This window comes from Nonomuraea muscovyensis (assembly GCF_014207745.1).
In the GTDB taxonomy this organism is placed as follows: Bacteria; Actinomycetota; Actinomycetes; order Streptosporangiales; family Streptosporangiaceae; genus Nonomuraea; species Nonomuraea muscovyensis.
Map to the genome: position 1 here is coordinate 186735 of NZ_JACHJB010000003.1, position 24737 is coordinate 211471.

A 24737-nucleotide genomic window follows, 5' to 3' on the forward strand; every position below is an offset into this window, starting at 1 on the left:
TAAGCTGTGGGCCATGGAGATGCTCGCGTCGTACACGACCTTGGGCCTGGGCGGGCCCGCCCGCCGTTTCGTCGAGGCCGGCACGGCCGAGCAGCTCGTCTCCGAGGTGGCCGACGCCGACCGGCGGGGCGAGCCGACGCTGGTGCTCGGCGGCGGCAGCAACCTCGTGGTCGGCGACGAGGGCTTCGACGGCCTGGTCGTCAAGGTCGCCACGGAGGGCGTGACGGTCTCGCGCGACGGCGACCAGATCGTGCTGACGGCCGAGGCAGGCGCCGACTGGGACACGCTCGTCACCCGCGCCGTGCACGAGGGCTGGTCAGGACTGGAGTGCCTGTCGGGCGTCCCCGGCCTGGTCGGCTCGACCCCGATCCAGAACGTCGGCGCCTACGGCCAGGAGGTCGCGCAGACCATCAGGTGCGTGCGCGTCTACGACCGCAAGACCCGGCACGTCGTCGACCTGGAGGCCCGCCAGTGCGGGTTCTCCTACCGCGACAGCGCGTTCAAGCGCGACCTGGCCCGCTACGTGGTGCTCGCCGTCACCTACGCGCTGGACGTCTCGGCGTTGAGCGCCCCGATCGCCTACCAGGAGCTGGCCACCCGGCTCGGTGTCGAGCCGGGCGAACGCGTGCCGCTGGCGAGCGCCCGCGAGGGCGTGCTGGCGCTGCGGCGGGGCAAGGGCATGGTGCTCGACCCGGCCGACCCCGACACGCGCAGCGCGGGCTCGTTCTTCACCAACCCGGTCCTCGGCCCGGTGGAGGCTGCCGAGCTGGCCGCCCGCGCTCCCCGGCACCCGCGCTGGGACCTGCCGGGCGGCGGCGTCAAGGTGCCCGCCGCCTGGCTGATCGAGCAGGCCGGCTTCCCCAAGGGCTACACCCGGGGCCCGGCCCGCATCTCGACCAAGCACACCCTGGCCCTGACCAACCCCACCGGCGAGGCCACCACCGCCGACCTGCTGGCGCTGGCCGGAGAGGTGCGTGACGGCGTCCGCGAGAAGTTCGGGGTCACCCTGGTCAACGAGCCGGTGCTGGTGGGCTGTGCGCTACCCCCGGAATAGCGCACCCGCGCAGGCTTGTTAAGGTACTTCGGAAACACCGAAGGGGAGTAGTCCCAATCGCGTGATCGACACACTGGCGCTCCGGCGCCCGGTCACGCGGGCCTGTTCGTCGGGCGGACGAGACCTTCGGCCTGGCAGTCGTGGACATGCGCGTGGACCTGTGGACGGACACGCGCGGACAAGACGCTGCCGGGCCGAAGAGTCGTGCCCGAAAGTCCCTCTCGGGTGTGCAGCTCCCGGTCCGGCCGCGCGGAAGAGGACCGGTGGAAGCGTTCTGGATCAGTCTCGTCGTCATCTTCGTCGCCGAACTGGGCGACAAGAGCCAGCTCATGGCGATGACGTTCGCGACCCGTTTCAAGCCCTGGCCCGTGCTGGCCGGCATCACGATCGCGACGACGATCGTGCACCTCGTCAGCGTGGCCGTCGGCGGTCTCATCGGTGACGCGCTGCCCACCACCGCCATCTCCATCGTGGCGGGCATCGCCTTCCTGGGCTTCGCCCTGTGGACGCTCAGGGGCGACGAGCTGACCGAGGAGGAGTCGCGCAAGGCGCAGCGCACCACCCGCCACGCCCTCATCGCCGTCACCGTCGCGTTCTTCCTGAGCGAGCTGGGCGACAAGACCATGCTCGCCACGATCACCCTGGCCACGCAGCACGGCTGGGTCGGCACCTGGATCGGCTCCACGGTCGGCATGGTCGCGGCCGACGCGCTGGCCATCGTGGTGGGCCGCATGCTGGGCACACACCTGCCGGAGCGGGTCATCAGGTACGGCGCCGCCGCCGCGTTCGCCGTCTTCGGCGTGGTGCTGCTGGGCGAGGCGCTGATCTCCTGAAAGGTCTGCTGGAAGCTCAGCTGTGAGCGGCCGGGGCCACGTCGGCTCCTGCCCGAAAGAAGCGGGCAGTGTCGTCATCGGCGGCAAAGTACGCTTCGACGGCGATCTCTTCCAGCGTGACGTCGAAGGCGGCACCGAACGTCGTGACGGTGTTGATGAAACACAGCTCCGCTCCGCGATGGCGGATGCGGATGGGCAGCGCGATGTCGGCCGGGTCGGGCGAGCCCAGATCGCCAGCGGGACCGTACGACAACAGTTCCTCATACAGTGCGCTCAGCTCCGCGTCACCGGTCTGTGCCACCTGCCGGGCGAGCCGGGGCAGCAGGTAGGCGCGAACCTGCGCGAGGTTGCGCAGCCGTGGCGCGAACCCGCGCGGATGCAGTCCCAGCCGCATCATGTTGATCGGCGGACCGAGCAGCGACGCGTCCACGCCCTCCAGGAAGACGTCCATCGCGGCGTTGGCCAGGAGCAGGTTCCAGCGACGGTCCACGACGAGCGCCGGATAAGGCTCGTGCCCGCGCAGGATCTGCTCCAGGACCTCCCGGGCCGGGGCCAGGTGCGGATCGTCCAGCGGCCGCTCCCGGACGATGGGCGCGTGCCCGGCCGCGACCAGCAGGCGGTTACGTTCCCGCAACGGGACGCCCAGATGCTCGGCCAGCCGTAGCACCATGGCGCTGCTGGGAATGGTCCGTCCCGTCTCCACGAAGCTGACGTGCCGGGCGGACACCTCCGCCTGGACTGCCAGATCGAGCTGGCTGATCCCTCTGCGGTGCCGCCACTCGCGCAGCAGCTCTCCCACCGGCCGGTCCCGCACCATGCGGTGATTATGGGCCCGCCTCATCCATCACCGCGATTACCTGGCGTGTAATCGACAGGGCTGGGCGGCGGCTGGGACGGTGGCCCGCATGAGCGAAAGCAACAAGGCCGCACGCAACAAAGAGCTTGTCGTCCATGGCTTCACCGAGTTCGCGGCGGGGAACATCGACGTGCTCCGTACCGTCCTGCACGAGGACTTCATCGAGCACAGCCCGGGGAACCCCTCCGGGCGGGAGGCGTTCATCGCGTTCGTCGCCAAGGCCCCGGTGGCCCGCGCCAGGCTCGATCTCAAACGGGTCGTAGCAGACGACGAGCACGTGGTGATGCACTACCACATGGCCACGGACGACGATCCGCGCGGTGTCGCCGTCGTGGACATCTGGCGGCTGGTCGACGGACAGATCGTCGAGCACTGGGATGTCGTCCAGCCGGTGCCGGAAACGGCGCGGGTGCCCCACGGAATGTTCTGAGCGGAACGGGACGCGGTGCGGCTGCCGGCCAACCCCGTCGAGGCCGGCCTGCGCACGGCCGCCGCTCCCTCACAGTCCTGACGCCGAGCTCCTGCCGCTGGGCTCCTAGAGCGAGACCAGTGACAGCCGGTGGGCCGCCGCCGCGGCCTCGCCGCGCGTCGTCACCCCCAGCTTGGCCAGGATGTTGGAGACGTGCACGCTGACCGTCTTGGCCGAGATGAACAGCTCCTGGGCGATGTCGCGGTTCGTCCGCCCGAGCGCCACCAGGCGCAGCACCTCCAGTTCGCGCGGGGTGAGCAACTCGGGCACCGGCTGCTGCTGGGGCTGGGCGACTCCGACCCGGCGCGACAGCGTGTCGATCTCGTCCACGAGCGGCGTCGCCCGCAGCGCCTCGGCCAGCGGCCTGGCCACCGCGAGCCGGCTCGCCGCGCCTTCCCGGTCGCCCGCGTGCGCCGCCACGGAGGCGGCGCGCAGCAGGGCCTTCGCCTGGTTGTGCGGGCGGTTGAGCCGCTCCCAGGCCGCCGCCGCGGCGTCGAAGTCGCGCGAGTACGACAGCCGGTACGCCTCGGCGACCGGCCCGCTCACCGTGAGACCGGCCGCCACCGCGGCGGCCTGCTCCCGCAGCGCGCGGGCGAGGGCGGGCTCGGCCGGCTCGGCGGCGTCGCAGACCCGGGTGAGCTGGGCGAGCAGCCGCCAGCCGAGCATGGCCTTCGGCGACTGGGAGTGCCGGGCGAGCGTGCGCCCGGCGACGGCGAGCGCGGCGTCGGGCTCGCCTTTGAGCAGGTGCCAGCCGATGTGCAGCCGCATGCTGTTGGTGATGTCCTGGACGAAGTCGGCCGGCCGTTCCTTGAGCACGCCGGTCTCGCTCAGGATGTGCTCCACGAGATCCAGCTCGCCCCGGCCGAGCGCCACGTCGGCGCGCACGCGGAGCAGGTGGTGGCGGTTGCGCAGCACCGGGCCGAGGTTGAGCGCCCGATCGACGGTCTCGACGGCCTCGTCCCAGCGGCCGATCGCCTCCAGCGTCTCGGCCATGTTGTTGAGGATGAACAGGCCGCTCAGCCGGATCCGGCCGTACTCCTTGGCCAGCCGCCAGCCCTCCTCGGCCAGGTCGAGGGCCTCCTGCCAGCGGCCGAGGTCGTTGAGCGCGTCGACGTTGTTGCCGATCGCCCGGGCGATCACCCGGCCGGAGCCCTCGCTCCGCCCCAGCTCCAGCGCCTGGAAGTTGGTGGCGAGCGCCCCTTCGGTGTCGGCCGCGATCGAGTGGCCGAGCGCCAGGTTGAGCAGCAGGTCGGCCTCCAGGCACCGGTCGCCCAGCTCGCGGGCCAGCTTCAGGCCCTCCTCGGCCAGCGCCGTGCCCTCCTCGACGTCACCCCTGAGCATGAGGTGCCCGGACATCGGGTTGATGACCTCGACGCGGGCCAGGTTGGGCTCCGGCACCAGGCGCAGGGCATGGCGCAGGTCCTCGACGACGCCCATCTTGCCCTTGTAGACCTTGAGCTGGGCCCAGTTGACGATCAGCGTCGCCACCCGCTCGGGTTCGCGCGCCTCGTCCAGCTCGGACAGGGCCGCCTTGACGAACTTCACGCCCCGGTCGATGTCGCCGCTGGCACGGGCGGCCTCGCCGGCCCGCTCCAGCACCGTGGTGTGGTCGGCCCCGATGCGCTCCGCCGCGTCGGGCACCCGGTCCCACAGCATCAGCACCCGCTCCAGCAGCGGGATCGCCTCGGTGTAGGCGAACGCGTGGAACGACGTGCGCGCCGCCTCCCAGGCCGAGATCAGCGCCCACAGGTCGTCACGCGCGCCGTACCAGTGGTGGGCCAGTTCGACCGTGGCACGGCCGGGCGGGACGAGCGTGCGGTCGCGGGAGATCTCCTCCGCGTAGCGGGCGTGCAGCCGCTGGTGCTCGCCGGGCAGCAGCTCCTCGTGGACGGCTTCGCGGATCAGCGAGTGGCGGAAGACGTAGGCGCGGCCGTCGGCGATCTGCAGCACGTTGCCGGCGATGGCGGGGCGCAGCGCGCTCTCCAGCTCCAGGTCGGACAGGCCGCTCACGGCGGCGAGCAGCGCGTGGCCGACGCGGGTGCCGCCGGCGGCGGCGATGCGCAGCACCCGCTGCGTCTCCTCCGGCAGCCGCTCGACGGTGCCGAGGATCAGGTCCTGCATCGACTCGGGGAACGCGCTCTCCTCGCCGCTGTCGAGCAGGGCCTCGACGAACAGGGGGATGCCCTCGCTGCGGTCGTAGACCTTCTGCACCTTGTGGAACTCGGGCACGTTGCCGAGGATGCCGGCCATCTGCTCGGCGACCTCGTCCTGCGTCAGGCGCGACAGATCGACCCGCAGGACGCCGTTGACCCGGCTCAGCTCGGCCAGGACCGGCCGGAGCGGATGCTGGCGGTGCAGGTCGTCGGAGCGGTAGGTCATGAGGATCAGCACCTGCGGCGCCCGCAGGTTGCGGCTGAGGAAGGCGATGAGATCGCGGCTGGACCGGTCGGCCCAGTGGATGTCCTCGATGAGGAGGATCGTCGGGCGGCTGTCGGCCAGCCGCTCGATCAGGGTGAGGAACTGCTCGAACAGCCTGGCCCGGCCGGACTCGGTCTCGCCGTCGCCGCTGGGCTCGCCGAACTCGGGCAGCAGGCGGGCCAGGTCGCGCTCCGCGCCCTGGGGCAGCAGCGACGCGACCCTGGCGGTGCCCTGCTCTCTGACGAGCTGCCTCAGCGCCGCGGTGAACGGCGCGTAGGCCAGGCCCTCCGTGGACAGCTCGACGCAGCCGCCGTACAGGACGAGCGCGTCGCTGTCGCGGGTCACCTGCTCGGCGAAGCCCTGGACGAGCCTGGTCTTGCCGACGCCCGCCTCGCCGCCGAGGAGCACGGCCGTCACGTTGCCTTCGCGGGCCTGGGTGAACGCCTCGGAGAGTGTGGCGAGCTCCTCTTCACGTCCCACGAAGACGGGACTCACCGATCGGCCCAGCATGTGTTCCAGCATGGCACGCCCTGATGAGAGCTATCGACGGATTTTGAGGGAGTGGTCGAATCTGCCCAAAAGGGTCAAGGAGGGACAGAGGCCCGGCCGCGAGGGAGGGTGCGGCCGGGCTCTCGTGGCGTGTTCATGAAGTGCGGCGCTTGCCGAAGACCGAGCGGCGCTCGGACTTGTTGGCCTTCTCCGCCTCGCGTACGCGCCGGTGGCGGGCGGCGGCCGCGCGAAGCTCGTTCGCGTTGCTCTTCATGAGTTCGTACTCGATCTCGGCGTTCACGATGTCTCCTGACATGTGGTGCTTCTTGCTGACACCCTTAACTTTCGGGCTAAGGCCCACCCCGCCACATCGGGCGGATGCCTTATCTCTGGCGGCCGGAGGGCCGAGGGATACCTAGGACCGGGGGAGGGGGGTCTTAGGCGCCTCAGGCGGAAGATCCGGTTTGGAAGTAGCCCACCTGGTCGGCGATGCTGTGGAGGTGTCAACCATGACTACCTCGCTCGCGGACGTGGCCTCCTCCGACGCGACGCTGAGAGCATTCCTGCACGGCCTCCCCGGAGTCGATCGGGTGGGCGCGGACCAGCGGGCGGCGATGCTGAGCACCCGTTCGATCAAGACGACGGCCAAGGCACAAGCGATCGATCTTGCCATTTCGATGGTCGATCTGACGACGCTGGAAGGAGCGGACACCCCGGGCAAGATCCGGGCGATGTGCGCCAAGGCAGTGCGTCCTGGTGAGGACGCGCCCCGGGTGGCGGCGGTGTGCGTCTACCCCGACCTGGTGGCGGTGGCCGCACGGGCCGTGGCCGGATCCGGGGTGAAGGTGGCCTCGGTGGCCACCGCGTTCCCCAGCGGCCGCTCGTCGCTGGAGGTGAAGGTGACCGACACCGCGCTCGCGGTGGCGGCGGGCGCCGACGAGATCGACATGGTGATCGACCGGGGGGCGTTCCTGGCCGGTGACCTCATGAAGGTCTATGAGGAGATCGTCGCGGTGAAGGCGGCCTGCGGCGACGCCCACCTCAAGGTGATCCTGGAGACCGGCGAGCTGGCCTCCTACGACAACGTACGGCGGGCCTCCTGGCTGGCGATGCTGGCCGGGGCCGACTTCATCAAGACCTCGACCGGCAAGGTCTCGCCGGCGGCGACGCTGCCGGTGACGTTGATCATGCTGGAGGCGGTGCGCGACTTCCGGGAGCGCACCGGCCGGCAGGTGGGGGTCAAGCCCGCGGGCGGGATCCGCACCACCAAGGACGCCGTCAAGCACCTGGTGCTGGTCAACGAGACGTGCGGGGAGGACTGGCTGTCGCCCGAGTGGTTCCGGCTGGGCGCCTCCTCCCTGCTGAACGACCTGCTGATGCAGCGCCAGAAGCTCGCCACCGGCCGTTACGCGGGCCCCGACTACTTCACCCTGGACTGATGATGGCTGTGTTCGAGTACGCGCCCGCGCCCGAGTCGCGCGATGTGGTCGACATCCGGCCGTCCTACGGGCTGTTCATCGACGGGGAGTTCGTCGACGGGGCGGGGCCGTCCTTCAAGACGGTCAACCCGGCGACGGAGGAGACGCTGGCGGAGGTCGCCTGCGCGGCCGACCAGGACGTGGACCGGGCGGTGCGCGCGGCGAGCAAGGCGTTCGGCCCGTGGAGCGCGCTGCCGGGGGCCGAACGGGCCAAGTACCTGTTCCGGATCGCGCGGCTGATCCAGGAGCGCTCGCGCGAGCTGGCGGTGCTGGAGACGCTGGACAACGGCAAGCCGATCCGCGAGTCGCGTGACGTGGACCTGCCGCTGGTGGCGGCGCACTTCTTCTACTACGCGGGCTGGGCCGACAAGCTCGGCCACGCCGGGTTCGGCGCCGACCCGCGGCCGGTCGGCGTGGCCGGCCAGGTGATCCCGTGGAACTTCCCGCTGCTGATGCTGGCCTGGAAGATCGCCCCGGCGCTGGCGTGCGGCAACACCGTGGTGCTCAAGCCGGCCGAGACCACGCCGCTGACCGCGCTGGCCTTCGCGGAGATCTGCGTGCAGGCGGGCCTGCCCGCCGGAGTGGTCAACATCGTCACCGGCGCCGGAGCGACCGGCGCGGCCGTGGTCGCCCACCCCGAGGTGGGCAAGGTGGCCTTCACCGGCTCCACCGAGGTGGGCCGCCAGATCGCCCGCACCGTCGCGGGCACCGGCAAGAAGCTCACCCTGGAGCTGGGCGGCAAGGCGGCCAACATCGTCTTCGACGACGCGGCGCTGGACCAGGCGGTGGAGGGGATCGTCAACGGGATCTTCTTCAACCAGGGACACGTCTGCTGCGCCGGGTCGCGGCTGCTCGTGCAGGAGTCGGTCGAGGAGGAGCTGCTGGCCGCGCTCAAGCGGCGGCTCGGCACGCTCCGGCTGGGCGATCCCCTGGACAAGAACACCGACATCGGGGCGATCAACTCGGCCGAGCAACTGGCCAGGATCCGGTCGCTGACCGAGGCGGGCGAGCAGGAGGGCGCCGAGCGGTGGTCGCCGGCCTGCGAGCTGCCCGAGCAGGGCTACTGGTTCCCGCCGACGGTGTTCACGCGGGTGGCCCAGTCGCACCGGATCGCCCGGGAGGAGATCTTCGGGCCGGTGCTGTCGGTGCTGACCTTCCGCACCGAGGCCGAGGCGATCGAGAAGGCCAACAACACCCCGTACGGGCTGTCGGCCGGGATCTGGACCGAGAAGGGCTCGCGCATCCTCATGATGGCCGACCGGCTCCGCGCCGGTGTGGTCTGGGCCAACACCTTCAACCGGTTCGACCCCACCGCGCCCTTCGGCGGCTACAAGGAATCCGGCTACGGCCGCGAGGGCGGCATCGCCGGACTGGAGGCCTACCTTGACGTGTGACCATCGCCGCGGGCGCCGCCGGGCGCGCCGCGCCCAGGCCACCCGCGGCCACGCCTTCGCCCGCGCCGGCCGGCCCGTACGCACCGGCTGGTACGCCCACCGGTGCGGGGTGAGCCGGTGCGGCCAGGTGTTCGTGCCGGTCGAGATGTCGCAGGAGATCACGTGGAGGGGGCGCGGCGATGAGTAGGCTGGCCGTTCGCAAGACCTACAAGCTGTTCATCGGCGGAGCCTTCCCCCGCTCGGAGAGTGGGAGGTCCTACGTCGTGACCGACGCCAAGGGCGCGTTCGTGGCCAACGCCGCCCGCGCCTCCCGCAAGGACGCCCGCGACGCCGTCGTGGCGGCGCGCAAGGCGTTCCCCGGCTGGTCCGGCGCCACCGCCTACAACCGGGGCCAGATCCTCTACCGGATCGCCGAGATGCTGGAGGGCCGCCGCGCCCAGTTCGCCGAGGAGCTCGGCACCGGCAAGAAGGCCGCGCTGGAGGCGGTGGACGCGACCGTCGACCGGCTCGTCTGGTACGCGGGCTGGTCCGACAAGATCACGGCGGTCCGGGGCACGGCCAACCCCGTGGCGGGCCCCTACTTCAACCTGTCGTCACCGGAGCCCACCGGCGTGGTCGCCATCGCGGCCCCCGCCGACCCGCTGCTCGGCCTCGTGTCGGTCGTGGCGCCCGCCGTCGTCACGGGCAACACGTGCGTCGTGATCGCCTCGCAGCGCTCCCCCCTGGCGGCGATCACGCTGGCGGAGGTGCTGGCCACCTCCGACCTGCCCGGCGGCGTCGTCAACGTGCTCACCGGCCACCAGCCGGAGCTGGCCCCCTGGCTGGCCGCGCACATGGACGTCAACGCCCTCGACCTGACGGGCGTGGACGACGCCGAGCTGGCCCTGGAGTGCGAGCGGGCGGCGGCTGCCAACCTCAAGCGGGTCCTGCGGCCCGCGCCCGAGGACTGGACCGCCGATCCGGGCACCCGCCGGATGACCGCCTTCCTGGAGACCAAGACCGTCTGGCATCCGCTGGGCGTGTGAGGTCAGACCCCGGCCGGCGGGATGTTGTGGTTCAGCCTGAACACGTTGGCCGGGTCCCACACCGCCTTCAGCTCGCTGAGTCGGCGGTGGTCGTCCGCGTCGTAGGCCGTGCGGACCTGGTCGGCCGTGGCGTTCTCGCCGTAGAGGAAGGTGAGGGCGTGGCCACCGGTCGACCAGGGCGCGAGGGCGTCCCGCACGCGCCGGTGCAGCGGGCGGACGGGCGCAGGGTCGGCGCCGGGCGTCAGCCGTGACATCACGCCCACCAACCACTCCGCGTCCCGGCCGCCCACCGCGTTCGGGGCGCCCTGCGGCTTGGCGAGCGCGCCGCCGAGGTGCCGTACCTCGATGACCGGGCGCTCGGCGGCGAACAGGTCCGTCAGCGTGGCCATCGCCCGCGGCGGCAGCTCGCGCAGCAGCGTGTGCGTGGAGTAGGTCGCCACCGGGCCCTGGGGGTCGTTGTGGACGGTGTACGACTCCGTGTACGGCAGGTCGCGCACCGTGTCCTTCAGCCGCGGGCCCAGGGCGCGCAGTGGCGCCACCAGCCGTTCGCCCCGCTCCGGGTCGCCCGCGTACGCGATGCGCACGTGCGTGACCGTGCGGCCGCGCAGTTCGGCGGGCACCTGCGGCGCGTCGGGGAACGGGATGAGCGCGACCGACGACGTCATCTCCTCCGGCACCGAGGCCGCCCACTCCCGCCAGGCGGCCGGTACGCCGTCCACCACGCCGGCGTCGAAGTGGAGCGCGCCCCCGTACAGCCGGGCCACCGGCACCAGGCCGATCTCCAGGGCGGTGACGACCCCGAAGTTGCCGCGCCCGCCGACGAGCGCCCAGAACAGGTCCGGCTCGCCGTCGGCCGTCACGTGCCTGAGCCGGGCGTCGGCGGTGACGACCTCGACGGCCCGCACCTGGTCGGCCGCGTAGCCGTAGCGGCGTGCCAGCAGCCCGATGCCGCCGCCCAGCGTGTACGAGACGGCGCCGACCGACGGCGCCGAGCCGGACAGCGGGGCCAGGCCGTGGGCCGCGGCCGCCTCGATGACCGCCGACCAGCGCACGCCCGCCTCGATCCGCGCGGTCCCGGCGGCGGGGTCGATCCGCACGCCGCTCATCCGGCGGGTGCTGATGAGCAGCCCGCCCTCGGCCGCGACCGGCAGGCCGTGGCCGGTGGCCTGCACCGCGACCGGCAACCCGTGGGCCACGGCGTGGGCGACGGCCGCCCGGACGTCGGCGGCGTCCAGCGCGCCGACCACGATGTCGGGGCGGTGGGCTGCGAGCGCCTGGAACCCGGAGCGTTCCTCGTCGTATCCGTCGTCGCCCGGTCGCAGCACCGGGCCCCTCACCTCGTCGATGCTCATGGTTCCATCGTGCTGAGCCGCTATCCAGAAGTCCAAGAGATGGTTCTGATGGTTGCTAGCATGATTCGTTATGGAGCTACGTCAGCTCGCCTATTTCGTGGCCGTGGCCGAGGAGGGCGGGTTCACCCGGGCGGCGGAGACGCTGCACGTCGCCCAGCCGGGGGTGAGCGCCCAGATCCGGCAGCTTGAGCGGGAGCTCGGCCAGCCGCTGTTCGACCGATCCGGGCGCACGGTCCGGCTGACCGCCGTGGGCGAGGCCGTGCTGCCGTACGCGCGGGCGGCGCTGCGCGCGGTGGCCGGGGCCAGGCAGGTGGTCGACGAGCTGACGGGGCTCCTGCGCGGGCACGTCGTGATGGGCGGGGTCTCGGCGCCGTCCGTGCTCAACCTGCCGGGGTTGCTCGCCGGCTTCCACGAGCTGCACCCGGCCGTGGAGATCACGCTGAAGGAGGCGGCGCCCCGCGCGGTGGTCGACGAGGTGCTGGCCGGGCGGATGGACCTCGGGCTGCTCGGTGTCGGCCCGGCCGTCCCGCCGGGGCTGGCCCGGCAGATCGTGGTGCGCCAGCCGCTGGTCGCCGCCGTCAGCCGCGACCACCCGCTCGCCGGCCGGACCGGCATCACCCTGGCCGAGCTCGACGGGCTGGTCATGCTCTGCCTGCCGCTGGAGACCGGGGTGCGTTCCAGCCTGGAGGCGGGCTGCGCGGCGGCGGGCTTCGTGCCCAGGGTGGCGTTCGAGGCGAGTGAGCCGCAGGTGCTCGCCCAGCTCGCGGCCAAGGGGCTCGGGGTGGCCGTGCTTCCCGAGTCTGCCGTCTCGATCGCGCGGGACCGACTGCACGTCATCGAGATCACCCGGCCGCGGCTGATCGGGCGGATGGCGCTCGTCTGGCGCGTCGAGGGGCAGGTCGGGCCGGCGGCACGGGCGCTGATCGAGTATGCCCGCCGCGCGCTGCCCGACCTGGAGCCGGCGGCGGAGCTCACAGGGTGATGGCGTTCTTGGCGCGCTCGACCGACTCCTCCGACGCGGGCCCGCCGGGGTTCTCGGTGGCCAGGGCCTGGTTGAGCGCCACGAACGGCCGCATGCGGGCCTCGTAGCGGGCGAGCGCCGGCGCGAGGTCACCCGCGGCCAGCTCCGCCGCCAGCACGTACGCGCCGACGAGGGCGAGGCTCGTGCCCTGGCCCGACAGCGGCGAGGCGCAGTAACCGGCGTCGCCGAGCAGCGTCACCCGACCGCGCGACCAGGAGTCCATCCGCACCTGTGCCATGGCGTCGAAGTAGAAGTCGGGCGCCTTCCACATGGCGTCGAGCAGCCGCGGCACCTCCCAGCGCAGCCCGCCGCAGTGCTCGGCGATCAGCCGGCGCTGCTGGTCGAGGTCGCGGTAGTCGTAGGGGATCGGCTCGGCCTCGAAGCCGAGGTTGACCCGCACCTCAGTGTTGCCGCGCACCGGGTAGATGCCGCCGCCGGCGCGGCCCTCGTGCACCCAGACCTGCCAGTCGTCCAGGCCGAGGAAGTTGTCGGCGGTGAAGACGGACAGGTAGGTGCCGAGGTGGTGGACGAACTCCGCCTCCGGCCCGAACGCCAGCCGCCGCACCGTGGAGTGCAGCCCGTCGGCGCCCACGACCAGGTCGAACGTCCGCGGCTCGGCCCGCTCGAAGGTCACGCGCACGCCGTGCTCGTCCTGCTCGACGGTGGTGATCGAGTCGCCGAAGACGTACTCGACGTCCTGCCTCGTGCGCTCGTACAGCAGGGCGGTCAGGTCCTCGCGCAGCACCTCGATGTCGTCGCTGTCGAGGCGGCCGCTGCTCATGGCGTGCTCGGTGGACCGCATGATCTCGTTGCCGTCGCCGTCGAGCATGGACATGCCGCGCATGCGGGTGCGGACCTCGCGCAGCGGGGCCAGCAGGTCCATGCGGTCGACCACGTCGAGGGCCGTGCCGCGGATGTCGATCGCCTGGCCGCCGGTGCGCGGCGCGGGCGCCCGCTCGACGACGGTGGGGGTCAGGCCGTGGCGGCGCAGCCAGTAGGCGAGGGCGGGGCCGGCGACGCTGGCGCCGGAGATGAGGACGGTGGTCATGTCCGCTCCTTGGTTCGTACGATGTATGCGGATCTGAATGTACAGCGTACATACAGAGCATGCAAGCCGCTGACCTGGGATAATGTACTAGGACAGGATGTGGTGTGCTAGTTTCTGTACTAGTACAGAAGAGAGAAGGTGCACGTCATGGCCGGAACCGGGGAGCCGCCCTACCTGCGCATCGCCGCGGAGATCCGCCGGCGCATCGCCGACGGCCGGCTCAAGCCGGGCGACCGGGTGCCCTCCACCCGCCGGATCGCGCAGGAGTGGGGCGTGGCGCTCGCCACCGCGACCAAGGTGCTCACCCGGCTGCGCCAGGAAGGGCTGGTGGAGGCGAGGCCCCGCGTCGGCACGGTCGTCGCCCCTCCGGCGTCCGCCGCGCCTGTCACCCCGTCTGCCACGTCTGCCACCCCGGCTGTCATCCCGTCTGCCACTCCGTCTGTCACGTCGGCCGGCGGGCCGCAGCGGCCCGCCGGGCAGCCCGACGCGGAGATGAGCCGCGACCGTGTCGTGCGCGCCGCGATCGAGCTGGCCGACGCCGAAGGGCTGGACGCGCTGTCCATGCGCGGGGTCGCCGCCCGGCTCGGCGTGGCCACCATGACGACCTACCGCTACGTCGCCAGCAAGGACGAGCTGGTCCTGCTCATGGCCGATGCCGCGTTCGGCGAGCTGGGCTACCCGGAGGAGCCGCCGGCGGGCTGGCGGGCCCGCGCCGAGCGCGCCGCGCGCACCCTGTGGGCCGTGCACCGCCGCCACCCGTGGCTCGCCCAGCTCAACTCCCTCTTCAGGCCGCTGCCGCTGCCCAACCTGCTGGCCCACGGCGAGCAACTGCTCGCCACCCTGGAGGATCTCGGCTTCGACGTGACGGCCATGATGGACCTCCAGGTGGTCATCTACAGCCACATCCAGGGCCTGGCCGCCCACCTCGAACGGGAGGTCCTCGCCGAGGCCGCCACCGGCCTGTCGGAGGAGCAGTGGATGGAGCAACAGGGGCCCGCCCTGGGCTCCATCGCCGCCACCGGCCGCTACCCGGCGTTCGCCCGCGTCATGGCCGGGTTGGAGCGCGACGGCTACGACCTCGACCTCGACCGGCTGTTCGAGCTGGGCCTGCGCACCCTGCTCGACGGCCTGGCCGCGCTGGCCGCCGAAACAGGTCTCCACCCGCCGTCATGACGGAAAGACCGCGACGGCCGGCCTGACGACCCGTCACGGGAAGCGCGCTCTCCATGGAGACGTAGGAGTAGAGGCGGTCGTCGTCGAGAAGGCCGTCAGCCGCTCCCGCACGACCGAGCCGTCCGGGTTGACGAACCTGCGGACCGCGCCGACCTCGTCAGGCGCGTGCCCGTCCTCGATCACGCTGGGCGGCATCGCCGGGTCTCCAGGCCGGTCCGAGCCACACCCGCAGCCGGCCGATGGGCGCGAACCCGTGCCGCCGGGCCGGTGCCACGTCCCCCTCGTAGCCCACCAGGGGGCGGCCGGGGAACAGCACGGCCGCCCAGGACAGGGTGGCCGCCCAGGCGGTGTCCTCGTCGCCGTCGCGGGCGAACACGTTCGACACCCCGGCGACCCGGCCGGTGGCGTTCAGCACGAACCCGTACCCGATCGCGTCCCCGCGCCGCCCGCCCAGGACGGCGATGCCGGGGGTGTGGAGCAGGCCGGGGCGGAACACGCCGGCCCCCTCCCCGCCGAGGCAGGCGCGCTCCCAACCGGCGAGCGTGGCGGCGTCCCGGACGACCTCCCACGTCACCCCGTCGTCCGTGCCGTCGTCCGCGCCGTCGGGCGTGCCGTCGTCCGCGCGGTCGTGCGTGCGGGCGTCGTCGCCGGCCTCGGGGGCGGGCCGGCTGATCCACTGGGCCTCGAACAGCACCTCGAACCCCGCCGGGCGCAGGTCCAGGGTGGCGAAGGAGTCCTTCACCGACGCGCCCGGCCCCCGGTCGACGGAGTCCAGCACGTCGCGTGCCGTCGCGGCCGGCGTCAGGGTGACGGCGTCCGGGTAGAACGGCGGGGTCCTGGCGGGGGCCGTCCAGGCGTGCTCGGCGAAGACGCCGGAGATCCCGTGGGCGCGGCACACGGCGTCGCACCAGCCGGCGTTGTTGCGGGCCGCTTCGGTGAGCACGGTCAGGTTCTCCTGTTGGTGTGCCGGGTGGGGGCGGCCGTGCGTGGGTCCTCCGGCCAGGGGTGTTTCGGGTAGCGGCCGCGCAGCTCGGCGCGTACGGACCGGTAGCCGTCACGCCAGAACGACGCCAGGTCGCCGGTCACCGCCACCGGCCGGCCCGCCGGCGACAGCAGGTGGACCAGCAGCGGCACCCCGGCGATCCGGGGCGTCTCCTCCCAGCCGAACAGCTCCTGCAGCTTCACCGCGAGCACCGGCTGCTCGCCCGAGTAGTCGACGCGCACCCGCGAGCCGCTCGGCACCTCCACCCGCTCGGGCGCCACGCTGTCCAGGCGTTCGCTCCACGGGACGAGCCGGCGCAGGGCTCCGGCGACGTCGATGCGCTCCAGGTCGGCGCGGCGCCGGGCCCTCGACAGCTCCGGCTCCAGCCACTGGTCGGCCAGGTCCAGCAGGTCGCGCCACTCGGCGACCCGCGGCCACGGGTCGCCGGCGGCGCGGTGGCAGAACGCCAGCCGGTCCCGCACGGCCAGCGCCGCCATCGTCCAGGTCAGCACGCCCTCGGCGCGCAGGCCGTCCAGCAGCGCCGGGCGCACGTCGGCGTCCTCCAGCGGGGTGGACGACACCTCGATCGCGCCCAGCCGCTCCACCAGGCGCGAGGAGACGTCGCCGCGCCGCGTGCCGGGCGGCACCCGCCAGCCGACCTCCTCCTCGGTGGTGACGGGTACGGCCAGCCAGGCGATGTCCTCGTCGATCTCGACGGCCTCCCGGACCCGGGCCGCCGCCGAACCCGTGGGCCGGTCGGCGACCGCCACGGCCAGCCACGCCGCCGAGGCGAGCCTGGAGCCCTCCGCGAGGCGCGCCTCCGTGCCGGAGGCCATGAGGAAGCCGCCGCCCCGCCTGCGCGCCACCCGCTCGGGGAACGCCAGTGCCACCACCAGCCCGGCCACCGCCTCGTCCGGCCGCCCGGCAGTCGTGTGCGCCGGCGGCGCCGCGCCGGCGGGTGCGGTCGCGGTCCGGCTCAGCCGCCTGACCTCCTGCCGCCAGCGCGCGGCGAAGCCGTCGTCGCCCCGGCGGGCCGAGCGCCACACCTCGACCAGGTCGTCCGAGCCCTGGCTCGGGAGCTGCTCGGACAGCAACGCCACGACCTCGGCGGCGCGCGGCCCGACGTCGATCAGCGCCCGGGCCAGCCGCGGATGCACCCCGGCCAGCGCCATCCGCCGCCCCCGCCCGGTCACTCGCCCGAGCGCCGGCGCCTCTTCGGTGGTACCCGCCGCCGCCACGGGGCCGGGCCCCGAACCGGCGGCGGGTTCCAGGGCGCCGAGGGCGTGCAGGGTGCGGACGGCAGCGGACAGGGCGGCCGGTGGGGGCGGGTCGAGCAGGGCGAGCCCCCGCGCGTCCGGGACGCCCCAGCAGGCCGCCTGCAGCGCGAACCCCGTCAGGTCGGCCACCGCGATCTCCGGTCGGGCGTGGTCGGCGAGCCGTTCGTGCTCCGCCGCGGACCAGCAGCGGTACACCGCCCCGGGCGCCTCCCGACCGGCCCGGCCCGCGCGCTGGTCGGCCGACGCCCTGGACACCCGGACCGTGGTCAGCGAGCCCAGGCCGCGCGCGTGGTCGGTGCGCGGCTCGCGCGCCAGTCCCGCGTCGACCACCACCCGCACCCCCGGCACGGTCAGGCTCGACTCGGCGACCGACGTGGCCAGCACCACCCGGCGGGTCGTGCCCGGCGACAGCACCGCGTCCTGCACGCGGGCCGGGGCCTGACCGTGCACCCTGAGCACCTCGACGCCGTCGCCGGGGAGCCCGGCGCCGGCCAGCATCCCGGCCACCCGCGAGATCTCCCCGACCCCGGGCAGGAAGCACAGGACGTCGCCGTCGCGTTCGGCGAGCGCCTGCCGTACGACGTGGGCCACGTGCGACAGCAGGGCCGGATCGACGCGCAGGCCGTGCGGCGGCGCGACCGGGCGGGGCGGCGGCGCCCACACGGTCTCGACCGGGTGTGTCGTGCCCGCGGCGGCCACGATCGGCGCCGGCTGCCCACCGCCGAGCAGCCGCGCCCACGGGGCGGCGTCCGCTGTCGCCGAGGTGGCGAGCAGGCGCAGGTCGGGCCGGAGCGTGTCGCGCACGTCCAGCAGGAACGCGAGCGCGGTGTCGGCGTCCAGGTGGCGTTCGTGGCACTCGTCCAGCATGACGGCGTCCACGCCGGCCAGCTCCTGGTCGCGCTGCAGGCGCTGGAGCAGCACGCCGGTGGTGACGACCTCGACCCGGGGGTTCGCGCCGACGTGCCGCTCGCCCCTGATCGTGTAGCTGACGCCCATCCGCCTGGCCGCGGCCCGTACGGCCAGCCGTCTCGGCTCCGCGACGAGCACGCGCATGCCCGCCTCGGCCAGCGCGAGCGGCACGACCGTCGTCTTGCCGGTGCCCGGCGGCGCGGTCAGCACGGCCGCGTGGCGCCGGGTCAGCACGTCGAGCAGCTCGGGCAGGACGGCGTGGATGGGCAGCTCGGGCAGGGTCATGGGCGGCTGGTCGGGTGGCTGTGATGACGCGGGTCCGGCGCTTCGGCGGAGACGGACGGCACCGAGGCGCGGGCGGCGGACAGCACCGAGCCGAGCACTCCGGGGAAGCGCGTTTCGAGGTCGTCCCACCGCAGGCTCAGGTAGATCTTGCGGCCGTCCTGCTTGGACAGGATCACGCCGGCCTCGCGCAGCGTGCGGTAGTGGTGCGAGACGGTCGACTTGTGCACGCCCAGGTCCCACCCGGCGGCGCTGCAGGTCATCTCCGCCTGCTCGGCCAGCTTGTGCACGATCGCCAGGCGGACGGGATCGGACAGCGCCCGCAGGACCTCGGTGAGCTGGATGTCCTCCGTGGCCGGATGGGGGAGCACGCGCATGGCCCGACGATACCCGGTCCGATTGTTTGACAACAATCTAACTTTCCGTCAGTTTGATGCCTGTCCAACTTTTAGGCTCGGAGGTCCAGTGAAACGCCCCCTCTCTCCCCTCGCGCTCGGGAACTTCGCGATCGGCACCGGCATGTTCGTGACCGCCGGGCTGCTGCCGCCGATCGCCGCCGACCTCGATGTCTCGCGGTCGGCGGCCGGTCAGGTGATGACCGTGTTCGCGCTGGCCTACGCCGTGCTGTCGCCGCTCCTGGCGGCGCTGACCGCGCGCCTGTCGCGCAAGAGGGTGCTGCTGATCGCGCTGGCCGTCTTCGTGCTGGGCAACACGCTGACCGCTCTCGCGCCCACGTACCCGCTGGTGCTGGCGACGCGGGTGGTCGCGGCGGCCGGAGCCGCGATGTTCACGCCGACGGCGTCGGGCGTGGCCAGCGCGCTGACCGACCCCGCGCGCCGGGGCCGCGCGCTGGCGCTGGTGATGGGCGGGATGACCGTCTCGTCCGCGATCGGCGTGCCACTCGGCACCTGGCTGGGCGGGGCGTCGAGCTGGCGCGCCACGCTCTGGATGGTGGTGGGGCTGGGCGTGGTCGGGTTCGCCGCGGTGGCGGCGGTGGTGCCCGACGTCAGGCTCGCCACGACGGCCGGGCTCAGGGGGCGGTTCGCCCCGCTGCGTGACCGTCGGGTGCTGGTGGTCCTGGCCACGCAGTTGCTCATGTTCGCCGCCGCGTTCACCGCCTACACCTACATCGGCTCGCTGTTCGACCTGCCGCTGACGGCGGTCCTGTGGGCGTGGGGCCTGGGCGGCGTGGTCGGCAACCAGATCGGCGGGCGGCTCACCGACCAGTACGGCCCGCGCCGCATGGTGCTGATCGCGCTGGCCGCCTCCACCGGCTTCATGGCGCTCATCCCCGTCGCGAACCTCGCGCTGCCCGTGGCCCTGGTCTGGGCGTTCCTGTGGGGGGCGCTCGGCTGGCTGATCGGCCCCGCCCAGCAGTACCGGACGGTGGCGGCGGTGCCCGACAACGTGCCGATCGGGCTCGGGCTGCTGTCGTCGGCGCAGTACGTCGGCCTGTTCGCGGCGGGCATCGCCGGTGGCGTCGCCCTCGACTGGTACGGCCGGACGGGCGTGGTGGTGCTCTCCGCCGGGCTCGGCCTGGTGACGCTGCTGTTCACGCTGGCGACCTACCGCCCCGAGGTTCGCGCGGAGGTCGCGCAGGTGTAGACGAAAGTTCGTTCTGCGTGCGCCCGGCGATGGGCCAGACTGGCGTGGTGCCCGATCTCCACGACGACGCCCCCCGTGACGACGGCCACCCCGGTGGGGAGGCCGTGCCGGCCGCGGACCCCCGCGACGAGCCCGCGCCGTTCGGCGCCGTGGTGCTGCTGACCACCGGCTCCGCCGTGGCGATCATGGCCGCCGTGAGCCTGCTGTCCTGGCCGGCCAACCTGAAGCTGCTCCTGCTGGGGCCGATCACGCTGGTGGTGTGGGAGGTGGTCACGCACGAGGTCTGGTGGCGCAGGTGGTGGGGCGCCGTGCCCGGGGCGGTTGCCGGGCTGACGATGTACGTGGAGGGGCGCCAGGCGCTGGCCGACGTGATCGGCGACGCCTGGGCCCATCCGGTGGCGTACGTGACCGGCTGGGCCCTCTTCGCGGTGATCTTCGCGGTCGCCAGCCGGTGGCCGCGCACCGCCTTCGGCCTCAGCCCTGGGCCGGGATCCAGCCCAGCGTGACCGCCAGGATGACGAAGAGTCCCAGCGCTATCCGGTAGATCACGAAGCCGGTGAACCGGTGGCTGCTGATGTAGCGCAGGAACCACGCCACGGCCGCGTAGCCGACGAAGAACGAGATGACCGTGGCCAGGATCGTCGGCCCCCACTCCGGAGCCTGCCCTTCGCCGATCTCGGCCAGCTCCAGGAACCCCGACGCCAGGACGGCGGGGATCGCCAGCAGGAACGAGTAGCGGGCCGCGTCCTCGCGCCGGTAGTCGAGCAGCAGACCGGCCGTGATGGTGCCGCCGGAGCGTGACACACCGGGGATGAGGGCCAGCGCCTGCGCGAACCCGTACACGATGGCGTGCGGGAAGCTGAGGTGCTTCTGCAGCGTGAGCTTGTTGCGCGCCGTGTGGTCGGCGAACCACAGGATCAGCGCGAAGACGATCAGCGTGGTGCCCACCAGGCGCAGGTCACGGAAGACCGTCTCGATCTGGGTCTTGAGCACCAGGCCGAGGACGGCGATGGGGATGGTGCCGACGATGACGTACCAGCCCATGCGGGCCGCGTGGTGGGAGCGCAGGGCGGGCGTCCACAGGGAGCGCGTCCAGATGGAGACGATCTCCCAGATCTCGCGTCTGAAGTAGATCAGCACCGCGGTCTCCGTGCCGAGCTGGATGACCGCGGTGAACGCCGCCCCCGGGTCCGGCCAGCCGAAGAAGGCCGAGACCACCCGGATGTGGGCGCTGGAGGAGATGGGCAGAAACTCCGTGAGCCCCTGGAGGAGCCCCAGCACCACCGCTTCGAACCAGCCGATCACTACCGTACCTTTCCCGAACGCCGTGACCTGCCGAGGCTAGCGGATCCGGGAACCGAGCAACTGCTCGCGGAGGGCTGTGAGCTGGTGGGAGTGCTCGACCGCACGGGTCTCGTCGAGCGAGTCGAGCGCCAGCAGCAGCGCGTCGGCGACGACGATGCCGCAGAGCGGCTCGGCGGTGATGCCCGTCGGGGTGTGGGGGGCGGCCAGCACGGCGTCCACCCGGTCGGCGAACGTGCCGCCGAGCTCGTCGGAGACCAGCACGACACGGGCGCCGACCGCGTGGGCCCGGTCGACCAGGATGTCGATCTCGGGCAGCTTGCGCCCCGGCTGGAAGACGACGACCGCCTCGCCGTGGCCCAGCGCGAGCAGGTCGTCGGCCAGCGAGAAGCCGGTGGCGGATCCGGTGCGGGCCCGGTGGCCGCGCCGGCCCAGCTTGAGCGCCAGGTGCCGGGCGGCGGGCTCGGAGGCGCCGATGCCGTAGGTCAGCACCGCGCTCGCGCCGGCCAGCACCTCGACGGCGCGCTGGAACGCCTGCGGGTCCCACAGCCGCTGACAGTGGTCGATGCGCTCGCGCGCCTCGTCGAACACCCTGGCCCAGATCTCCGACAGGTCGTGCCCGACGTGGCTGATGCGCTGCTGGAGTCGTACGTCGGGGGCCACCGTGGAGCTGAACTCGGCCGCGAGCGCCCGCTTGAGCCCCGGCAGGCCGCCGAAGCCGAGGCGCTGCATGGTGCGCACGACCGTGGCGTTGCTCGTGCCCGTCGCGGTGCCCAGCTCCTGCGCGCTGGAGAACAGGATCTGGTCGGGCGAGGCCGAGATCAGGAACTGGCACACCGCGCGCTCCGCGGGGGACAACTCCTCCCACAGCTGCCGGACCGAGGCTCTGAGCTGCTCGATCGGACTCTGCGAATTCTCCATTACACCCCTTGACTTGTCCGTAGCGAGCGTTACAGTCTCTGGGAAACGACCGCTACAAAAACGCCCGCCTCCGTAGTGAACGTTACAGGATCCGGGTGATCCAAGGAGCAGCTTTGAGCCTCACATCTCTGCCCCTCGTCGAGATCTCCGGCGCGCCCCGCGAGCGTGGCCGCCAGTACGGAGAGCAGGCGCGCGAGCTGGTCCACCGAGCGCTGGCCTACTACGGCGAGGCGTTCGGCCACTCCAGCGGCCTGACGTGGGAGCAGGTCACCCGGCGGGCCACGCGCTGGGTGGAGCCGAGCCGGGCGTTCGCGCCCGAGCTGGTGGCGGAGATGGAGGGCGTCGCCGAGGGCGCGGGCGTCGGGTTCCTCGACGTCGTCGCGCTCAACGCGCGGGGCGAGATCCTCTACGACACGACGTTCGCCTCGATCGAGCCCGACGGCTGCACCTCCTTCGCGCTGCTGGAGGAGGCGTCCGGCGACGGCCACGTCTACGCCGGCCAAAACTGGGACTGGCGCAGCGGCGTGGCCGACACCGTCATGGTGCTGAGAGTGGTCCAGCCCGGCGCGCCCACGGTGATCATGCATGTCGAGGCGGGGCAGGTCGGGCGGCAGGGGGCCAACTCGGCGGGCATCGCGCTCAACGCCAACGGCCTCGGCGGGCGCTTCGACGAGCGGATCGGCGTGCCCCAGACGCTGATCCGCCGTCGCGTCCTCGACAGCCCCAACCTCAACGCCGCGCTGGAGGCGCTGACCAAGTCCCGCGCCCACATCGCCAGCAACGCCCTGATCACCCATCGGGCGGGCTTCGCCATCGACCTGGAGACCACGCCGGGCGCCGTCGGCTGGATGTATCCCACCGACGGCCTGCTCGTGCACGGCAACCACTACCAGGCGTTCGTGCCGCCCCAGCTCGCCGCGACCTACCGGCCCGGCGCCGCCGACTCGCTGTTCCGGGTGCCGCGTGCCGAGAGCGGGCTGCGCGCCGTCCGGCAGTCGTCCGGCACCGACGAGGCACGCAAGCGGATCAGACAGGCCATGTCCGACCATCTCGGTCATCCCGAGTCGCTGTGCACCCATCCCGACGAGACCCAGCCGGCCGTGCGCCGGTGGGCCACCCTGCTGTCGAGCTGCGTCGACCTCACCACGGGCGACTACTTGATCGCTGCCGGTACGCCCTGCGACCACGAGTACGAGCGCGTACCCCACAACCTCTACGACGGACCGCACGGAGAAACATCGTGAAGAAGACACTCGCCCTCGCGGGGCTGATGGGGCTGGTCGCCGCCTGCGGCGGGCCCGCCGCGAGCGGCAGGGCACCCGACCCCGCCAAGCTCACGCTCGTCGACCGCACGGCCACGGCGGCCGGCCCGCTCGACTCGGCCACCTGGCTGCTCGACGAGGAGCCGGGCACCCTCGACCTCGACGTCGACGGCGGCACCCCCAACCGCACGGTCCTCGCCAACGTGTGCGAGCGGCTCCTGCAGACCCAGCCCGACATGACCGTCAAACCGTGGCTGGCCGAGAAGGTCGAGCGGCCCGACCCGCGCACCATGGTGCTTCATCTGCGCGCCGACGCCACCTTCCACGACGGCTCGCCCGTCACCGCCGACGACGTGGTGTGGAGCCTCAAGCGTCACGCGGGCGACGGCATGGACGAGTCCGACGAGTTCGAGGACGTCGAGTCCGTCGCCAAGTCCGGCGAGCGGCGGGTGACCATCGCGTTCAAGAAGCCCAACGCGTTGTTCGAGCAGGCCATCGCGGGCGGGGCGGGCATCGTGTTCGACCGGGAGGTGGTCGAGAAGCACGGCAAGGAGTTCGGCAGCCCCGAGAGCCCCGACGCCTGCAGCGGGCCCTACCGGCTCAAGGAGTGGAAGTCCGGCAGCCACCTCACGATCGAGCGCCACGACGCCTACTGGAACAAAGACGTCAAGCCGCTCACCAAGACCGTGACGTTCACGTGGGCCGACGAGACCGCCATGGTCAACAGCCTGGCCACCGGCGCGGCCGACGGCGCCTACCTGTCCGACACCGGCCCCGCCGTGGCCCTGCAGGGCAACCAGGCGGTCACCGTGGCCTTCGGGCCGACCACGCGGGTGTTCGTGCTGCTGCCGACCGACCGCGGCGCGCTCAAGGACCCGCGGATCCGCCGGGCCCTGTCGCTGGCCGTCGACCGGGCGGGCATCGTCAGATCCGGGTTCGCGGGCCTGGCCCGGCCGTGGAAGGTGCCGGTGGGCGCGGGTGCCTGGTCCTACGAGAAGCAGGCGTTCCAGGCGGCCTACGACGGCCTGGCCGGCGCCCCCGACACGCCGCAGGTCGAGGAGGCCAGGAAACTCGTCCAGGAGGCAGGCGCGCCGGCCACGCCGATCGTCGTGGCCACCAACGGCGAGCAGACCCGCAACGTCATCGCCAACGCCGTCGTCGACGCCGCGAAGAAGATCGGGCTGACCGCGCAGATCAAGACGGTGCCGGCCGCCGAATACGGCTCCTTCTACACCGACAAGGCGCTGCGCGCCCAGGTCGACCTCGTCCCCGACGACTGGTACATCACCAAGGCCGACCCCATCGGCTTCTACGACAACGGCCTGACCGGCTCGTCCAACAACTGGGTCGGCTACAGCTCGCCCGCCTACGACAAGCTCGTGGCGTCCGCGCTGGCCGCCACCGACCCGGCCAGGCGGGCCAAGGACGTCATCGAGCTGCAGCGGCTCTTCACCGCCGACATGGTGTGGATCTCGCTGGCCGAGGTGCCCAACGCCGTCGTGCTCGGCGGCAAGGTCACCGGGCCGCCGGCGTCCCAGGTCCACCTGGGCTACCCGTGGGCGGCCGACCTCGGGCGCAAGGGCTGAG

General features: G+C 72.7%; 23 protein-coding genes. 13 read left to right on the top strand and 10 right to left on the bottom strand.

All coding sequences use genetic code 11. The features are described from left to right. Window positions 1–19: 19 nt before the first annotated feature. Together FHU36_RS32450 and FHU36_RS32455 are read left to right on the top strand one after the other, a co-directional pair. Window positions 20–1054: a UDP-N-acetylmuramate dehydrogenase gene (locus tag FHU36_RS32450; protein WP_185088854.1), complete on the top strand. Its 1035-nt coding sequence runs from the start codon at window positions 20–22 to the stop codon at window positions 1052–1054. Between the two features lie 263 nt (window positions 1055–1317). After that, on the top strand, window positions 1318–1887 hold the full coding sequence (locus FHU36_RS32455; protein WP_185087916.1) for a TMEM165/GDT1 family protein: 570 nt from the start codon (window positions 1318–1320) through the stop codon (window positions 1885–1887). Window positions 1888–1903: 16 nt separating this feature from the next. On the opposite strand, the gene FHU36_RS32460 is transcribed toward FHU36_RS32455, so the two are convergent. Further along, a complete protein-coding gene (locus FHU36_RS32460; protein WP_185087917.1) occupies window positions 1904–2704 on the bottom strand; it encodes a helix-turn-helix domain-containing protein in 801 nt (266 codons plus the stop codon). Window positions 2705–2792: 88 nt separating this feature from the next. Between FHU36_RS32460 and FHU36_RS32465 the strand changes: the two genes are divergently transcribed. Continuing rightward, window positions 2793–3173 carry a nuclear transport factor 2 family protein gene (locus FHU36_RS32465; protein ID WP_185087918.1) on the top strand — a complete coding sequence of 127 codons (381 nt, stop codon included), beginning with the start codon at window positions 2793–2795 and terminating at the stop codon, window positions 3171–3173. A gap of 105 nt (window positions 3174–3278) precedes the next feature. Here FHU36_RS32465 and FHU36_RS32470 read toward each other — a convergent pair whose 3' ends face one another. After that, a complete protein-coding gene (locus FHU36_RS32470) occupies window positions 3279–6140 on the bottom strand; it encodes a helix-turn-helix transcriptional regulator (protein WP_246503023.1) in 2862 nt (953 codons plus the stop codon). A 133-nt stretch (window positions 6141–6273) separates the two neighbouring features. Then, window positions 6274–6435, bottom strand: a complete 162-nt coding sequence (locus FHU36_RS32475; protein ID WP_185088962.1) for a hypothetical protein — start codon at window positions 6433–6435, stop codon at window positions 6274–6276. Between the two features lie 193 nt (window positions 6436–6628). On the opposite strand from FHU36_RS32475, the gene deoC reads away from it, so the two are divergent. Genes deoC through FHU36_RS32495 form a run of 4 tightly spaced genes read left to right on the top strand, consistent with a single transcriptional unit; the run spans window position 6629 to window position 10016 of the window. Further along, window positions 6629–7558, top strand: a complete 930-nt coding sequence (gene deoC / locus FHU36_RS32480) for a deoxyribose-phosphate aldolase (protein ID WP_185087920.1) — start codon at window positions 6629–6631, stop codon at window positions 7556–7558. Continuing rightward, entirely contained in the window at window positions 7558–8991 is a 1434-nt protein-coding gene (locus tag FHU36_RS32485) for an aldehyde dehydrogenase family protein (protein ID WP_185087921.1), read from the top strand. Before deoC ends, FHU36_RS32485 begins: the two co-directional genes overlap by 1 nt. Beyond that, entirely contained in the window at window positions 8981–9178 is a 198-nt protein-coding gene (locus tag FHU36_RS32490; protein WP_185087922.1) for a hypothetical protein, read from the top strand. The genes FHU36_RS32485 and FHU36_RS32490 overlap by 11 nt, the downstream gene beginning before the upstream one ends. Beyond that, on the top strand, window positions 9171–10016 hold the full coding sequence (locus FHU36_RS32495) for an aldehyde dehydrogenase family protein (protein ID WP_185087923.1): 846 nt from the start codon (window positions 9171–9173) through the stop codon (window positions 10014–10016). The genes FHU36_RS32490 and FHU36_RS32495 overlap by 8 nt, the downstream gene beginning before the upstream one ends. Window positions 10017–10018: 2 nt before the next feature. Here FHU36_RS32495 and FHU36_RS32500 read toward each other — a convergent pair whose 3' ends face one another. Further along, complete coding sequence (locus tag FHU36_RS32500; RefSeq protein WP_185087924.1) at window positions 10019–11368, bottom strand: FAD-binding oxidoreductase; 1350 nt, start codon at window positions 11366–11368, stop codon at window positions 10019–10021. A 70-nt stretch (window positions 11369–11438) separates the two neighbouring features. On the opposite strand from FHU36_RS32500, the gene FHU36_RS32505 reads away from it, so the two are divergent. Then, the gene (locus FHU36_RS32505) at window positions 11439–12350 is read left to right on the top strand and encodes a LysR family transcriptional regulator (protein ID WP_185087925.1); all 912 of its coding nucleotides are present in this window, start codon (window positions 11439–11441) and stop codon (window positions 12348–12350) included. Here FHU36_RS32505 and FHU36_RS32510 read toward each other — a convergent pair. Further along, a complete protein-coding gene (locus FHU36_RS32510) occupies window positions 12340–13437 on the bottom strand; it encodes an FAD-dependent monooxygenase (protein ID WP_185087926.1) in 1098 nt (365 codons plus the stop codon). The two genes, FHU36_RS32505 and FHU36_RS32510, sit on opposite strands and share 11 nt — an antisense overlap. Before the next feature lie 147 nt (window positions 13438–13584). Between FHU36_RS32510 and FHU36_RS32515 the strand changes: the two genes are divergently transcribed. Continuing rightward, a complete protein-coding gene (locus FHU36_RS32515) occupies window positions 13585–14610 on the top strand; it encodes a TetR/AcrR family transcriptional regulator C-terminal domain-containing protein (protein ID WP_185087927.1) in 1026 nt (341 codons plus the stop codon). Window positions 14611–14767: 157 nt separating this feature from the next. Here FHU36_RS32515 and FHU36_RS32520 read toward each other — a convergent pair whose 3' ends face one another. Genes FHU36_RS32520 through FHU36_RS32530 form a run of 3 tightly spaced genes read right to left on the bottom strand, consistent with a single transcriptional unit; the run spans window position 14768 to window position 18437 of the window. Then, window positions 14768–15553: a hypothetical protein gene (locus FHU36_RS32520; RefSeq protein WP_185087928.1), complete on the bottom strand. Its 786-nt coding sequence runs from the start codon at window positions 15551–15553 to the stop codon at window positions 14768–14770. 2 nt (window positions 15554–15555) lie between these two features. Beyond that, entirely contained in the window at window positions 15556–18063 is a 2508-nt protein-coding gene (gene hrpB, locus FHU36_RS32525) for an ATP-dependent helicase HrpB (protein WP_185087929.1), read from the bottom strand. Further along, a complete protein-coding gene (locus tag FHU36_RS32530; protein WP_185087930.1) occupies window positions 18060–18437 on the bottom strand; it encodes an ArsR/SmtB family transcription factor in 378 nt (125 codons plus the stop codon). Before FHU36_RS32530 ends, hrpB begins: the two co-directional genes overlap by 4 nt. A gap of 88 nt (window positions 18438–18525) precedes the next feature. On the opposite strand from FHU36_RS32530, the gene FHU36_RS32535 reads away from it, so the two are divergent. Beyond that, a complete protein-coding gene (locus FHU36_RS32535) occupies window positions 18526–19665 on the top strand; it encodes an MFS transporter (protein ID WP_185087931.1) in 1140 nt (379 codons plus the stop codon). Between the two features lie 47 nt (window positions 19666–19712). Next, window positions 19713–20171, top strand: coding sequence for a hypothetical protein (locus FHU36_RS32540; RefSeq protein WP_185087932.1), 459 nt, complete (start codon window positions 19713–19715; stop codon window positions 20169–20171). Here the strand turns inward: FHU36_RS32540 and FHU36_RS32545 are convergent. Beyond that, window positions 20140–20970 carry an undecaprenyl-diphosphate phosphatase gene (locus FHU36_RS32545; RefSeq protein WP_185087933.1) on the bottom strand — a complete coding sequence of 277 codons (831 nt, stop codon included), beginning with the start codon at window positions 20968–20970 and terminating at the stop codon, window positions 20140–20142. The genes FHU36_RS32540 and FHU36_RS32545 overlap by 32 nt on opposite strands. 36 nt (window positions 20971–21006) lie before the next feature. After that, entirely contained in the window at window positions 21007–21888 is an 882-nt protein-coding gene (locus tag FHU36_RS32550) for a MurR/RpiR family transcriptional regulator (RefSeq protein ID WP_185087934.1), read from the bottom strand. A gap of 113 nt (window positions 21889–22001) precedes the next feature. Between FHU36_RS32550 and FHU36_RS32555 the strand changes: the two genes are divergently transcribed. Then, the gene (locus FHU36_RS32555; RefSeq protein ID WP_185087935.1) at window positions 22002–23132 is read left to right on the top strand and encodes a C45 family autoproteolytic acyltransferase/hydrolase; all 1131 of its coding nucleotides are present in this window, start codon (window positions 22002–22004) and stop codon (window positions 23130–23132) included. Beyond that, on the top strand, window positions 23129–24736 hold the full coding sequence (locus FHU36_RS32560; RefSeq protein ID WP_221497057.1) for an ABC transporter substrate-binding protein: 1608 nt from the start codon (window positions 23129–23131) through the stop codon (window positions 24734–24736). The genes FHU36_RS32555 and FHU36_RS32560 overlap by 4 nt, the downstream gene beginning before the upstream one ends. The last annotated feature ends 1 nt before the right edge of the window (window position 24737 follow it).

Coding starts and splice junctions, on each gene's coding strand:
- FHU36_RS32470 (WP_246503023.1), bottom strand. CDS start 6,140: ATGCTGGGCCGATCGGTGAGTCCCGTCTTCGTGGGACGTGAAGAGGAG.
- FHU36_RS32510 (WP_185087926.1), bottom strand. CDS start 13,437: ATGACCACCGTCCTCATCTCCGGCGCCAGCGTCGCCGGCCCCGCCCTC.
- FHU36_RS32500 (WP_185087924.1), bottom strand. CDS start 11,368: ATGAGCATCGACGAGGTGAGGGGCCCGGTGCTGCGACCGGGCGACGAC.
- FHU36_RS32515 (WP_185087927.1), top strand. CDS start 13,585: ATGGCCGGAACCGGGGAGCCGCCCTACCTGCGCATCGCCGCGGAGATC.
- FHU36_RS32460 (WP_185087917.1), bottom strand. CDS start 2,704: ATGGTGCGGGACCGGCCGGTGGGAGAGCTGCTGCGCGAGTGGCGGCAC.
- FHU36_RS32485 (WP_185087921.1), top strand. CDS start 7,558: ATGATGGCTGTGTTCGAGTACGCGCCCGCGCCCGAGTCGCGCGATGTG.
- FHU36_RS32495 (WP_185087923.1), top strand. CDS start 9,171: ATGAGTAGGCTGGCCGTTCGCAAGACCTACAAGCTGTTCATCGGCGGA.
- FHU36_RS32475 (WP_185088962.1), bottom strand. CDS start 6,435: ATGTCAGGAGACATCGTGAACGCCGAGATCGAGTACGAACTCATGAAG.
- hrpB (WP_185087929.1), bottom strand. CDS start 18,063: ATGACCCTGCCCGAGCTGCCCATCCACGCCGTCCTGCCCGAGCTGCTC.
- deoC (WP_185087920.1), top strand. CDS start 6,629: ATGACTACCTCGCTCGCGGACGTGGCCTCCTCCGACGCGACGCTGAGA.
- FHU36_RS32450 (WP_185088854.1), top strand. CDS start 20: ATGCTCGCGTCGTACACGACCTTGGGCCTGGGCGGGCCCGCCCGCCGT.
- FHU36_RS32530 (WP_185087930.1), bottom strand. CDS start 18,437: ATGCGCGTGCTCCCCCATCCGGCCACGGAGGACATCCAGCTCACCGAG.
- FHU36_RS32465 (WP_185087918.1), top strand. CDS start 2,793: ATGAGCGAAAGCAACAAGGCCGCACGCAACAAAGAGCTTGTCGTCCAT.
- FHU36_RS32550 (WP_185087934.1), bottom strand. CDS start 21,888: ATGGAGAATTCGCAGAGTCCGATCGAGCAGCTCAGAGCCTCGGTCCGG.
- FHU36_RS32505 (WP_185087925.1), top strand. CDS start 11,439: ATGGAGCTACGTCAGCTCGCCTATTTCGTGGCCGTGGCCGAGGAGGGC.